This is a genomic window from Spirosoma lacussanchae (genome assembly GCF_005870035.1).
Lineage (GTDB): Bacteria > Bacteroidota > Bacteroidia > Cytophagales > Spirosomataceae > Spirosoma > Spirosoma lacussanchae.
The window spans coordinates 2,482,211-2,495,474 of record NZ_SWJG01000001.1; the positions used below are offsets into that span (position 1 = coordinate 2,482,211).

Below are 13,264 nucleotides of genomic sequence, written 5' to 3' on the forward strand. Positions count from 1 at the left end.
TACTTTGCACCCATGTCGTTTACGTCTATTCAGATTCGCTACCAGACGGCCCGTTCGTTACCGGCGCCCTACGCTTATTTTTATACCCTGACGCTTACACCACTCGTGGGCGAAATTGGCGTCGACCTGGCGATTACCTACCCCGACCGCGATGATATCGACGAGGACGAGCTGATTGCCGAGGGCTACACCCGCGACGACGATTTTAGCTGGACAGGGCGCCTGCCGCAAACCTGGCGACAAACTCTGATTTCGCTGGCAGAAAAAACCAAGCTACAGCGCGTGGACGAAGAGCAGCTGGGCGAAGACGACGATTTCTGGGATATAAAACTCGAACCCACAGGGGGCCCGGTGCGCCAGGGTCGTCCGGACCAGCGGTCTAACAGCAGTCCCGACGATTGGCAGTATCTGGTTCAGGAACTGATTCAGGCCGCTTACGAATCGATCGGGCGCGAACGGCCTTTTGAGCTTACCTACCTGCGGATCAACGGTCGACAAGAGGGTATGGAGCTGCGCATGACAGCCTCGTTTGTAGCCCGAAATGTTCAGATTCTGACCCTACAGGACCGGCGCGAACGGACCCGAACCTTGCCCTGGTCCACCCTGCAGCGGGTTATGAGCACCGTTTATGCCTATGATTACGACCCGGCTGAGGCCCAAATCAAACGCCCCAGAACCGATGGGCGCTGGCTGAACCTGGGCACTGACGATTGGTACGATATTACCGATTATACGGAGGTCAGCGAAACCCTGGAACACCTGTAAACTTCCTACCGCTCCCACACCTCCGCCGACACCATTCCTCCCACGGCTGCCTGTCGATCTCGACAAACTAGCCCGGCCTGGCTCATCAGTAGCTGCCAGTCGGGTAGTTGACGGGCTTCTATGCCGGCGGTTAGCCTGAAAAACCGGATCATGCTCCATAGCAACACCCGCTGCCACCAGACCTGAGCGGGCACAAAATCCGTTACCAGCCATATACCCCCCGGCCGGAGCGCTTCCAGTAAGCGCGGTATCATTCGGCGCTGGAGGGTAGCCCTGGTAAACAGGTCGAGAACGAACGGGGTGATAATCACGTCGAACTGCTCATCTGCCGGAATCGCCTGCTCGTCACCCATCTGGAATCGGACCTCAATGGAGAACGGTTGATGCAGGATACGGCGGGTGGCCCGGGCCAACATCCGGCCCGATGCTTCCAGGTACAACACCCGAACGGGTTGGCATTGCTGTAAGATCTGTTGCAGCAGCCAGCCCGTTCCGCCCCCAAGGAGCAGTACCGAAACCGGCGCCGACAGGATGGGTAGGTCGGCTGGTTCGCGGGTCGTATGCTGGTGTTGAATCTGATCGATAAAATGGAGTTGAGCCCGCTGTAGCCGTGACCCAAAAACAATCTTCGCCAGTATATCGTACACCGGTTCAATCCAGTCAAATCTCATGAGAGGTTTTATGTTCGTTGATGAGCCCACTGGCAGCCACATTGATCTGCCCAGGCACTCAAAACTACCATTAAGTAACTGTGCAAAAAGTGTTTACCATAATAATCTGTAGCTTTACCCGAAACGCCACGCTGCCTATACCCCATGCACGCTACGAAGCTACTGCTTATCATCGGCTTATTGGCAGGCATGAATGCCTGTACGATCCGGGAAACTCAGCAGGATACCCCCCCCGATCAGGCATCGCCCGTTGCGGCTCCCCGGGTAAAAAAAACGTCGACACCCGACGCACTTGTCCAGGAGTTGTACAGGCAGCATGACGCGGGCAATGGACCGTTTTTCCAAACTGACGACAGGCCGCTGCTGGGCCGGTATTTTGAGCGGGAGCTGGCTGACCTGATCTGGGCCGATATGACAACTACTGAAGCAGGCGAAAGCATGCTTGACGCCGATCCATTGTATAATGCGCAGGATATCGACATCAAAAAGTTCAGCGTTCATCCGGCTGCCGAGCGGGATGGGGCCACCGAAGTACGGGTTACCTTCGAAAATTTTGGTGAGCAACAGGAAATCCGGTGCCGCATGATCCAGCTGCGGGGCAAGTGGCGAATTGCGGATATCATATACCCCGACGGCAGCCAGCTGTATCAGTTACTCAGCGGCCCGGACGAGGAAACGCCCTGACATGGCGAGTTGTCTGTTCCGGCCACAAGCGGAACAGCATAGATGCAAAAGGCCCATCAAACAGCAGTCTGATGGGCCTTTTGGCTGGGTAATTAGTAAAACAAAAGTCGCGCCCGCGGGCCAAACCCCGTTTACGCCAGTACTGGCATTGCTATCGTCTGCTTATTTTCACCCGCAACGGTCACCGTTTCGCCGTGCACCCGCAGCGTAACGGGTTGCACAGAAAAATTCTGTACCGTTACATCCTGCTGGGTGGTGGTGATCTGTAACAAGGCTCCCCGGTACCGAATTTTGAACGCCAGCCCCTGCCAGTTTTCCGGACAGTACGGGCTGAACGATAGACCCTCGGCATCGACCCGCATACCGCCGAAGCCTTTCACCACCGCCAGCCAGGTTCCGGCCATACTTGTAATATGACAGCCATCCTCGGTATCGTTATTATAATCGTCGAGGTCGAGACGGGCCGTACGCAGGTACATTTCGTAGGCTTTTTCTTTCATACCCAGCTTCGACGCCTGAATGCTGTGTACGCAGGGCGAGAGCGATGATTCATGAACCGTCATGGGTTCATAAAACGCGTAGTTTCGGCGGAGCGTGTCGGTATCGAATTCATCCTCAAAGAAATAGAGCCCCTGCAGTACGTCGGCCTGTTTGATAAAACACGACCGCAGAATCCGGTCCCAGGACCAGTTCTGGTTCAATGGACGCTGGCCTTTAGGAATATCCGACACCGGCATAAGGTCCTTGTCGAGGAAGTCGCTCTGCTGGAGAAAAACCTGCCGTTCGGGATCGTACGGAAAGTGCATGTTATCGATGATATGCTGGGCATTCTGAACTTCCTTTTCTTCGCGGAAGTGGATGCGCTCACACAGATCAGCGTATTTGTCGGGGTTCAACGCCTTTACTTTGCCAACCGCTTCGATGGTGTACCGCAGCGTCCAGGCCGCAATGTAGTTGGTGTACCAGTTGTTGTTGACGTTGTTTTCGTACTCATTTGGTCCGGTAACGCCCAGCATGACATACTGCTTTTTGGCGGCCGACCAGTTCACCCGCTGGCTCCAAAACCGGCTAATGGCAATCAGGACTTCCAGGCCGTAATCGGTCAGGTACGATTCATCGCCCGTATACCGCACGTAATCATAGATGGCGTAGGCAATGGCCCCGTTTCGATGAATTTCCTCGAAGGTGATTTCCCATTCGTTGTGGCATTCTTCGCCGTTCATCGTCACCATCGGGTAGAGCGCAGCCCCGGCCCGGAAGCCCAGTTTACGCGCATTCTCGATGGCTCTCTGCAGATGTTTGTACCGGTATATCAGCAAATTACGGGCTACTTTCTGATCGGCAGTAGCCAGGTAAAAGGGCAGACAGTACGCTTCGGTATCCCAGTACGTGCTCCCCCCGTATTTTTCGCCGGTAAACCCTTTAGGACCGATATTGAGTCGTTCGTCCTCTCCGGTGTAGGTCTGGTTCAGCTGAAAAATATTAAACCGGATTCCCTGCTGGGCGGCTACGTCGCCGTCAATGACGATATCGTTCATTTTCCACTTGTCGGCCCACGCCTGCTTCTGTTCGAACAGCATCCGTTCGAACCCTTTGCGGGATACGCGGGCAATGGCCTCGTGAGCCAGGCGCATCAGCTCATCGGAGTCGTGGTTGAGCGAGGACAGGTTCACGGCGTATTTATAGATAACCGTTTCCTGGCCCTGCTGACAGTCGAGGGTCATCCGGTTGGCCACGTACTTCTCGTACTTGATCGGCTGCGACTGGTAATCCATTTTCTGACCGTCCTGCTCGATTTCCACGCACATGCCGGTCGTGACATGGAATCCGGTTTTCCGGGTTCGCAGCTCAATATAGGCTTCGCCATAGCCCGTTTCCTTGCGCACTTCGTCCCAGAAGGTCTCATCGTAGTTCGCATCCCGGTTCCGGATAGCCCCATCAATGTAAGGCGTTACGGTGATCTTGGCGTCGAAGTTGAGCGGGGTCAGGCTGTAGCGGATGGCACCGGCGTCGTCATCAACGATGGAACAGAAGCGTTTGGCATTAACCTTTACCTCTTTCCCACTTCTCAGCACCGCCACAAATGACCGTTCGAGGTACCCTTCCCGCATATTCAGCTCACGCCGGAAATCGCGCACCTCGCAGGTGGCCAGGTCGAGGCTCTCGTACTCGATATCGATATCAATACCGGCCCAGTTGGCCGCATTGAGTACTTTGGCGAAATACTCGGGATAGCCGTTTTTCCACCAGCCTACGCGGGTTTTATCCGGGTAATACACTCCGGCCACGTAATTACCCTGCAGGGTTTTACCGGTAAACTTCTCCTCGAAATTACCCCGTTGTCCGAGCCGGCCGTTGCCCAGGCTCATCAGACTCTCGGTGATTTCATTATAGTCTCGGTGGAAATCGGTTTCGACAATGGACCAGGGGTCCTGTGTAATGTATTGTTTCATTAGAGGTTATTGTTCGTAGCCGCAAAGGTATCCATTTCCTTCTTTACGCGCATGGCCTGGTTCAGATGCCGCTCTGAATGCGATACCAGCATTTGCAGGGCGTCGCCAACCCGGATTTTGAGCCAGTTACCGAAAATAGTGGTCAGCTTGTCGGCGTTCCAGTCGAGGTAAACGGCTTTATCGAGCAGTTCGCGAAGCAGGTACTGAATTTCCAGAAACTGAGCCAGCACGTTGGCCGGATGCAGATCGACAGACGACCGGGGTTTGATAATTCCCGGCGCCGGAAATTTCAGTTTGGTTTCGGGGTTGACAATCCAGTTCAGGGTCCGCCCTACCCGATCAGACGCCAGGGTCTGATCGGTCGGCATCGTTTGCACGAGACCCAGCTGATCGACTTTGTGCTGGAGGTTGCGGATGTAATACCGTTCGGCCAGGTTAAGGTGCTGCAGACATTCGATGATGCTCCACGAACGGGGAGCCGGTTTCCAGCGGAGCTGCTCGTCAGACAGGTGCCCGAATTCGCTCTCGACGGTCTTCAGGATGGTTGTCAGCCGCGTTTGCAGCGTACGGGCAGTAGCGAGTTTTTGCATGAGTACCGGTTCCGTGGGGCAACATAGAAAAAGCCCGACTCCGATGAGTCGGGCTCAATTATACGGATGTCATTGGACCTGTGCCAATACCTGATGAAAAAATTCAATATCCCGGCGGGAGTCAAGGTCGATGGCTCCAGCCTCGAAGGGCACTTCCGAACAGTCGTCCCGGTGTTTACCGATGACCCATTTTACCCCTTTATCTCCCTCAAGACCAAGCAGATCGCTGATGTAGTCGCGGCTGAACAGGGCCGGTACGCTCAGCTGGGTATCGTACCGACAGGCAATGATACCTTTCTGATCGTCTTTGCCGACTTCGACCATATGCAGCAACAAGCCCAGCGACACCAGCGGCTGGTCCGTATGCAGCACCAGCACTCGGTCAATATCTTTATGAGTAATATACAAAGCAGCCAGGCCCGTTTTGAGTGACGAAGCCTGTCCGGTTGGCCAGCTGGCGTTATCGACCAGCGTGACCGGTAAGCCCTGCAGCTCCGGCACGATCCGTTCGCGATTAGCCCCCAGTACGACCACAACGGGCCCACGCTGTAGCGCCAGCGCCGTTTCTGTTACGCGCCGAATCAACGACTGGCCTTTATATGTCAGCAGTTGCTTCGGTTCTCCGCCCATCCGCGACGAATCGCCGGCGGCCAGAATTATAGTTCCGATTTTCAAGATGCTTTTTGTTTCATGGAGTTAGCTGCCTTTTCCCGACATTCCATGGTGAATACACGTCAGCGGCTCGTCCATGACGTCTGAACTGATTCAGTTCTGCGAGGTAAACACCCTATACGGTGGGTCGGTTCTGCCGTTGCGCAAACACCTCGGCCGGGTAGCCCACTTCGACCAGCGACAGTCCCTCGGCCGGAGCTGCCCGCCCGGCGGCCTGACGATCGCGGGCCAGGATGATCTGCTCAAATTCATCGACACTCATCCGCTCCTGCCCCACCATCAGCAGCGTACCGACAATAGCCCGTACCATACCCCGAAGAAATCGATCCGCACGAATATGAAACATCAGCTCGTCGTTGTTCTGGCGCTTCCAGTACGCAAAGTCAATTCGGCAGTTAAAGGTTTTTACGTCCGTCTTTACCTTACTGAAACTCTGAAAGTCGGTATGCAGCAGCAGCCGACTGGCGGCCTCGTTCATCCGGTCAACGTTAAGCGGCAGAAAGAACACGCAGGCCAGCCCATCGCGAAATGGATCTTTACGCCGGATTATGCTGTACTGGTAATAGCGATACGTAGCGGTATAGCGCGCATGATCGCGCGGACCTACCGGAAAGCAATCATAGACGACAATATCGCTTGGAATCAATTTATTGACCGAACGAAGCAGATGGGCGGGCAGGGGCGATTCGAGTTCGAAGTGCGCAAACTGCTGGGCTGCGTGAACGCCCGCATCGGTTCGGCCACTGCCGACAATGCCGATGGGTTGCCGGATAATCGTTGTCAGGGCCGTTTCGAGCACCTCCTGTACACTCAGTCCGTTCGGTTGCCGTTGCCAGCCGTGGTAGTTGGTGCCCCGGTAGGCCAGTTCAAGGAAATAACGCATGCAGGAATTGTGGGTGTTTTGCGGACCAAAGTTCCGTCTTTCTACGTCAAAAAACCGCCCGACATCGGGTTTTAGACCGCAAAACACCTGACAATTTATTTCGGCACGTCGCCAAACTTCTCGTTCCGGCCGGTCTTGTCGGCGTCGCCGGTCAAAGCGCCCTTGGCCATTTCGAACAGCTTGACCATTTTGCCACCGGGTCGGTCCCAGTATTCCCCCCCGTGGATCGTAACTTTCAGCAGGGCAATGTGCGGGTCTTCTTTCCCATTAGGAAACCAGGTTTTCAGGAAGTCGCTCCAAAGCTGTTCGATTTTTGCCCGGTCCTTGACTACGTCGGCCCGCCCGGTTGTTGTGACGTACACCTCGCTGCCGGGATCCGAAAAAGCAACGCTGACGCGCTGGTCCTGCTGAATTTCGGCAACCTTCGTCGAGTTGTCATAGGTAAAAAACCATAGGCTGCCATCCTCGTCGATCTCGTGGGTGGCCATGGGGCGAGTGTGAAAATCGCCATCCGACTCCAGCGTGGTCAGCATAGCAATCCGGATATCCTTAATCCGGTCTTTGAGCTTATCCAGCTCCATGGCATTCAGTGTCTGTTGCGCCTGCATAAGGGTTGTGATTGATTGTACACAGTCACAACCCTACTTATCAAATAGAGTTTTATTCAGACACAGGTAAAGCAGAAAGTCGAGCCAGCGGACTTTTGATCATCGGCAACGCACCCAGAACGGATTTTAAAGCCGGTCAATCTCGAACCGAAGTTCATCGGCCAGCTGGCGCAGGCGGGTCGAGTCGGCCCGGGGCGGTGGTAGCTGCTGGCTGACAAAAGCCTGAATTTCCCAGACCTCCAGCACCTCTTTCAGGGCAATTTCGCGGTTGGGAATGTCAGCCCGATCGGCCGTTAGCAATAGCGTTCCCTTAGCCTTTACCTGGTTATAGACTCGCCGGCTACTGATTCCGTCGCGGCTGGTCAGGAGAATGTACAGTTTTCCGTCGGCGATGTCGAACCAGTTTCGTACAAACTGACCAACCAGTAACGCACCTGGAAAAGCAAAATCATCGCCCGCTTCAAAGGCGCGGTAGTGCCCTTCGGGTAACGTTGGGAGGTGCATGGCCGGTAGCTGCCGTAAAAAATCAGGCTGCTGATAGCGTTGATTGTACTCCGCGTATCGCGCCTGCATGACCACCGCTATAGTTGGGGCAACAGCCTGAGCAGGTACACTGGCCGGGCTGGCCGCTCCGGGACCCTCATACACATTGTTGAAGGTAAGCACGTCAACGGAGCGATGCTCTACGGGTCTGAAGGGCGGAGCGGGCGGGGTCTGCCCAAATAAACGGTCTACCGGCGACGCGGGCGGAGCAGGCTGATAGGCGACCGGTGCCGGCCGCTCAGCGGCTACCTGGTCGGGCCGGACCGGCGGGGTAATGACTGGCGGAACGGGTGCCGGTCTGGAAACTGGCTGGGGCTGCTCTTCGGGCCGGTAGTATTTGTTCAGAACGGCCGAGAGCGGCTGCGGTTCCGGTGGTACGGGGCGCGATGTATCGGCGAAGATATCCGGAAAATCCGGATGCTCGAACGGGTCATCCTCGGCCGGGTTGATCTTGCCATCTGACCGGATATTGTCGGTCCGGATGCGGACGTCGGCGGGTCGGGCGGGTTGCCCGAGCGGGATGCTAAGGTTCGGCGTTTCGCGGAGTTTGCGCAGGTCCTGCCGGGTCAGCAATTCAACGGTTGTATTAAACGCCCGGGCAATGGCCTGAATATTCTGTTGGTTTGGGTTAGCGCGACCCTCCTCATAAGCCCCTAACAAAGAGCGTTTTATATTTATTTTTCGGGAGAATTGTTCCTGCGTCAGACCATTCAGTTTGCGCAGATAACGAATGTTTTCGCTGACAAGTGTCATTCGGTTCGGGTTTACTAACGTGTTGCTAAGATAGACGATTCCCGTTTGAAATGCTAAAGCCGATACATTGCCGGAAATTTTTGTACTTTTACCCTATTCGTTTGACTCTAATCAACACGACTTAACCTGCCTATGCAACCGTTACAAGCCACCACCGACCTGCGAGATGAGTTAGCCTCAGTTTTTGATCGGCAACGCCGGTTTGCGCCCCAGATGGCACTGACCACCTCCCAGGAACGGATCGAACGGATCAAACGGGTTCAGGACTGGATGCTGAGCCATCAGCCGGAACTCGAAACCGCGATGTACAACGATTTCAGGAAGCCCAGCGCGGAGGTAGCGCTGGGGGAGCTGATGTCGGTCAATGCGGAAATCAAGCACATCATCAAAAACCTGAAACGATGGATGCGCCCCCAGCGGCTTCCTACGCCCCTCAGTCTAATCGGGACTAAAAGTCATATTCGGCACGAACCCAAGGGGAACGTGCTGATCATAGCGCCCTGGAACTACCCGTTTGCGCTGATAGCCAAACCGCTGGTTTCGGCCATTGCCGCGGGGAACGTATGCATGCTGAAGCCCTCCGAAATGACCCCCCATACGGCAGCGTTGATCAGCCGCATGGTTCGGGAGTTGTTTCCAATTGATGAAGTAGCCGTGTTCGAAGGAGATGCCGATGTGTCGAAGGCGTTGCTCGACTTGCCTTTCAACCATATCTTTTTTACCGGCAGTCCGGCAGTAGGACGAATCGTGATGACGGCTGCGGCCAGGCACCTGGCGTCGGTAACGCTTGAACTGGGCGGGAAGTCGCCCGCTATTGTTGATGACTCAGCCAATGTCCGGCAGGCGGCTGAGCAGTTAACCTGGGGCAAATGCCTGAACAACGGCCAGACCTGTATCGCTCCCGACTATGTGCTGGTGCACGAGTCGATCCGCGAACCTTTTCTGGAAGCCATGCGCAACTGTCTGAAACACATGTACAGCCCGGACGGTCAACCCGTCGAAGCCTCGGCCAGCTACGCTCGCATTGTTAATCGACAGCATTTTCAGCGGATTCGGTCCCTGGTCGACGAGGCTGTTCAGCAGGGGGCTACCGTCAGCATTGGCGGCCGGATGAACGAAGCCGAAAACTTCATCGAGCCAACCGTACTCGAGCAGGTCACCGACAGTATGCGGGTAATGCAGGAAGAAATTTTCGGTCCTGTGCTGCCGGTCCTGACCTACCGCACCCTCGATGATGCCCTGAGCCGGGTTAACCAGCGGGATAAACCTCTGGCGCTGTATATACATAGCCGCAACCGAGAACATACCCAATACATTCTGGACCGCACCTCAGCCGGCGACACCGTTGTTAACGATACACTCCTTCAGTTCGGCAATGTCGAGCTGCCGTTTGGCGGGGTAAACAACAGTGGGCTGGGCAAGTCGAACGGGTTCTTCAGCTTTCAGGAATTCTCGAATCAGCGCGGGGTTATGCAGCGTGACTTCGGCACCATGAAGTTCATCTTCCCGCCCTATACCGACCGGGTGAAGAAACTCATCAACTGGGCGGTGAAATTCTCTTAACTACCCGTTTGGCTAAACAAACCGCTCAGTACGTCGTGTATAGGGCGTTTTGTTTAGCCAAAAACTTCGTATCATTGACATTCTATGGTACGACTTCGTCTGCTCGCAGGGCTTAGCCTGCTATTCTGTTTTCCGGCCGCTTCCCAAACGCTGCCGATCCTTGATCAGAACCCGACCTCGCTACGCTGGTATCGACTCTCTACACCGCATTTTCGGGTTTTATACCCCGCCGGCTTCGACACCACCGCCCAACGAACGGCCCAGCGGCTCGAGCAGTTGTACGAACCGGTCAGCGCGTCACTGAACCGGCGCCCCCGGCGGGTGTCGGTGCTGCTGCAAAATCAAACGACTGTCAGCAACGGGTTTGTAACGCTGCTCCCCCGACGGTCGGAATTCTTTGCCTCGCCCCCCCAGGACCCTGGGCTGCTGGGTACCCTCGACTGGCTAGACCTGCTGTCAGTACACGAATACCGGCACGTTGTTCAGGCGGAAAAAGCCCTTCAGCACTATGGGCGGGTGTTGTTTACGCTGTTCGGCAATGCGGGGCTGTCGGTGCCTTACCTGACCGTTCCGGACTGGTTTGCCGAGGGCGACGCTGTCAGTACCGAAACGCTGCTGAGTACCGGCGGTCGGGGCCGGATTCCCAACTTCGACCTGGGTATGCGGGCTAACCTGCTGGCCGGGCGACAGTTTCCCTACGCTAAAGCTGTAAGTGGCTCATTCCGGGATAACGTGCCGAACCATTATGTACTGGGTTATTTTCTGACGACCTACCTCAAACGGGCAAACGGCCCCGAAGCCTGGAGCAGCATCCTCAACCGAAACTACCGCCGAATACCCTGGCCTTTTGCGTTTTCGGCCAGCGTGAAAGACCAGACCGGTTTGCGCGTGGATGATCTGTATCAGAAAACGATGGACGACCTGACCGAAACCTGGCGCACCCAGCAGAAAAACCTGACCCTCTCCCCCGTTTCGCCCTACGCCATCGCGCCACCTGAAAAAGCAGGGCAGGATCGACCCGTTTTTACCAGCTATCGGTATCCGCAGTTCATTACCGATTCATCGGTTATTGCCGTCAAAAGCGGCCTTGGCGATACCCCCCGGCTGGTTTTGCTCAGCAAAAACGGCCCCGAACAGCTGGTTCATGTACAGGGCTTCCCAAACGATCCGGCCATGCTGTCAGCTACGGCCGAGCGGGTCTGCTGGATCGAATACGGCTATGATCCCCGCTGGGGCCAGCGCGTTTATTCGAATATCCGGCTCCTCGACCTGGCCTCCCGCCAGCTCACCCGCCTGACCCACCGCACCCGCTACACCGCCGTGGCCTTGTCGCCCGATAACCAGAAACTCGTCGTTGTCGAGAATACGGAGACCTATAAAACCCGCCTGCATATGCTCGACGCGCAAACCGGACGGCGGCTGGCCACCATCTCCAACCCCGACGATGCTTTCTATCTGCATCCCCGCTGGGCTGCCGATAATCAAACCATCGTAACGGTAAAATTGAAAAACGGCTTTAAGACGTTACAAACAATTGATACCCGAACGGGACTCAGTACGGACTTGCTACCGGGCGCCCGGGAAAACATCAGCCATCCGCAACCGTGGTCCGATTATGTTTTTTATAACTCGCCCCGGTCAGGAATCGACAACGTGTATGCGGTCAACACCAGGACGAAGCAGGTTTTCCAGGTTACGTCCCGACCTCTGGCAGCTTATCATGCGGCAGTATCTCCTTCAGGGGGTAAACTAGCCGTCGAAGAATTTACGGCCGATGGGTACCGAATTGTTGACATGCCCCTGGCTCCTTCCCGCTGGACCGCGCTGTCGCCCTCCGCCCCGGCTGGCAATCCGGCCGAGCTGGTGCGGTATTTTGGTGCCCTGCCCCAGCTCGAACCCGGTGCTGCCCTGGGCCGGCAGATTCTCAACGACTCACTGGCCCCTACCCAGGTTTATACGCCCACCCGCTTCCGGCGGCTGGCCCACGCGCTCAACATCTACAGCTGGGGACCAATCGCGAGCAGCACCGGTCAGGCGCTAAACGTAGGGTTAAGCTCGCAGGATTTGCTCAGCACCACCCAGGTTAGCGTTGGCTATACCTATAACCAGGCAGAACGCGTCGGCAATGCGTATGCGCTGCTTAGCTACCAGGGACTCTACCCGATCATCGATGTCAGCTTTCAGCGGGGTAACCGCAACACCTCGCTGTACATTGACAGGGCCGCTCCGGTCGACAGTCTGCGCTCGGATCGGTGGCAGTACAACCAACTCACGGCCGGGTTTCGGCTTCCCCTTCAGTTCACCCAGTCCAAATACAGCCAGGCCGCTTCGTTATCTGCCTATTACAACTACCTGGCCGTTACCGATTATGACCTCCCTTTCCGCAGCATTACCGAAGTAGGCGGGGCGGGTTCCCTGAATGCGCTCAGCTACGCGGTGAGCTACAGTCGGCTGTTGCGGCAAAGTAAGCGCGATGTAGCTCCGCGCTGGGGACAGACACTTTCGGCCACTTACCGACACACGCCCTTCGGGGGTCGACTACAGGCCGAGCAATGGGGCATTCAGGGAAATTTATTCGTGCCGGGCCTCGGCAAACACCATTCGTTACGGTTGCGGGGCGGTTTTCAGCAACAGTCGCGGGGTACGTACCGGTTTGCACCGGTCGTATTTTACCCACGCGGTCAGGCCTACGTCAGCGATGATCAGATCCTGGCCGGAAGCGCTGAATACCGACTGCCCATTGCGGATACGCACTGGTCGCTGGGGCGATGGCTGTATGTACAGCGGATCAAAGCTGCCGGTTTTCTGGATGCCGCCCAGGGGCAAAGCCGACTTGAGGTTCGAACGGCCACAGGGCAGTTGCGCGGCTACCAGACCCGAACCAATCAATACCAGACCGCGGGCGTCGACGTATCGTTCATCGTAAACGCCCTGCGCCTGCGCACTCCTTTTGAGGTGGGCGCCCGTGGCGTTTACAACCTGACTACCGGTCAATGGCTCGTTCAGCCCCTGGTAGTTGACATCGGCTTCTGACCCGGCTCCCCTGAACGAAAGAAGCCCGCTGACCACAGGTTGTAAC

At 56.0% G+C, this 13,264-nt stretch carries 11 protein-coding genes; 4 read left to right on the forward strand and 7 right to left on the reverse strand.

Annotated features, from left to right (window positions below; genetic code table 11):
* Positions 1-12: 12 nt before the first annotated feature.
* Positions 13-765 carry a hypothetical protein gene (locus tag FBR45_RS10265; RefSeq protein ID WP_138501717.1) on the forward strand — a complete coding sequence of 251 codons (753 nt, stop codon included), beginning with the start codon at positions 13-15 and terminating at the stop codon, positions 763-765.
* 5 nt (positions 766-770) lie between these two features.
* Here the strand turns inward: FBR45_RS10265 and FBR45_RS10270 are convergent, their stop codons facing one another.
* Positions 771-1,436, reverse strand: coding sequence for a class I SAM-dependent methyltransferase (locus tag FBR45_RS10270; protein ID WP_138501719.1), 666 nt, complete (start codon positions 1,434-1,436; stop codon positions 771-773).
* 144 nt (positions 1,437-1,580) lie between these two features.
* On the opposite strand from FBR45_RS10270, the gene FBR45_RS10275 reads away from it, so the two are divergent.
* Complete coding sequence (locus tag FBR45_RS10275; protein ID WP_138501721.1) at positions 1,581-2,120, forward strand: DUF3828 domain-containing protein; 540 nt, start codon at positions 1,581-1,583, stop codon at positions 2,118-2,120.
* A 131-nt stretch (positions 2,121-2,251) separates the two neighbouring features.
* Here FBR45_RS10275 and FBR45_RS10280 read toward each other — a convergent pair whose 3' ends face one another.
* The 6 genes from FBR45_RS10280 to FBR45_RS10305 all read right to left on the reverse strand — a co-directional run bounded on the left by FBR45_RS10280 (position 2,252) and on the right by FBR45_RS10305 (position 8,622).
* On the reverse strand, positions 2,252-4,573 hold the full coding sequence (locus tag FBR45_RS10280; protein WP_138501723.1) for a glycoside hydrolase family 65 protein: 2,322 nt from the start codon (positions 4,571-4,573) through the stop codon (positions 2,252-2,254).
* Positions 4,573-5,163 carry a DinB family protein gene (locus tag FBR45_RS10285; RefSeq protein WP_138501725.1) on the reverse strand — a complete coding sequence of 197 codons (591 nt, stop codon included), beginning with the start codon at positions 5,161-5,163 and terminating at the stop codon, positions 4,573-4,575. Before FBR45_RS10285 ends, FBR45_RS10280 begins: the two co-directional genes overlap by 1 nt.
* Positions 5,164-5,232: 69 nt before the next feature.
* The gene (locus FBR45_RS10290; RefSeq protein ID WP_138501728.1) at positions 5,233-5,838 is read right to left on the reverse strand and encodes a nucleotidyltransferase family protein; all 606 of its coding nucleotides are present in this window, start codon (positions 5,836-5,838) and stop codon (positions 5,233-5,235) included.
* Positions 5,839-5,950: 112 nt separating this feature from the next.
* Positions 5,951-6,718: a tRNA pseudouridine(38-40) synthase TruA gene (gene truA / locus FBR45_RS10295; protein ID WP_077920997.1), complete on the reverse strand. Its 768-nt coding sequence runs from the start codon at positions 6,716-6,718 to the stop codon at positions 5,951-5,953.
* Between the two features lie 95 nt (positions 6,719-6,813).
* Positions 6,814-7,326 (reverse strand): pyridoxamine 5'-phosphate oxidase family protein, encoded by a 513-nt coding sequence (locus FBR45_RS10300; protein ID WP_138501729.1) that lies wholly within the window; start codon positions 7,324-7,326, stop codon positions 6,814-6,816.
* Positions 7,327-7,452: 126 nt separating this feature from the next.
* The gene (locus FBR45_RS10305; protein WP_138501731.1) at positions 7,453-8,622 is read right to left on the reverse strand and encodes a helix-turn-helix domain-containing protein; all 1,170 of its coding nucleotides are present in this window, start codon (positions 8,620-8,622) and stop codon (positions 7,453-7,455) included.
* Between the two features lie 132 nt (positions 8,623-8,754).
* On the opposite strand from FBR45_RS10305, the gene FBR45_RS10310 reads away from it, so the two are divergent.
* Together FBR45_RS10310 and FBR45_RS10315 are read left to right on the forward strand one after the other, a co-directional pair.
* The gene (locus FBR45_RS10310) at positions 8,755-10,185 is read left to right on the forward strand and encodes an aldehyde dehydrogenase family protein (RefSeq protein WP_138501733.1); all 1,431 of its coding nucleotides are present in this window, start codon (positions 8,755-8,757) and stop codon (positions 10,183-10,185) included.
* 84 nt (positions 10,186-10,269) lie between these two features.
* Positions 10,270-13,218, forward strand: coding sequence for a TolB-like translocation protein (locus FBR45_RS10315; RefSeq protein WP_138501735.1), 2,949 nt, complete (start codon positions 10,270-10,272; stop codon positions 13,216-13,218).
* Positions 13,219-13,264 lie beyond the last annotated feature (46 nt).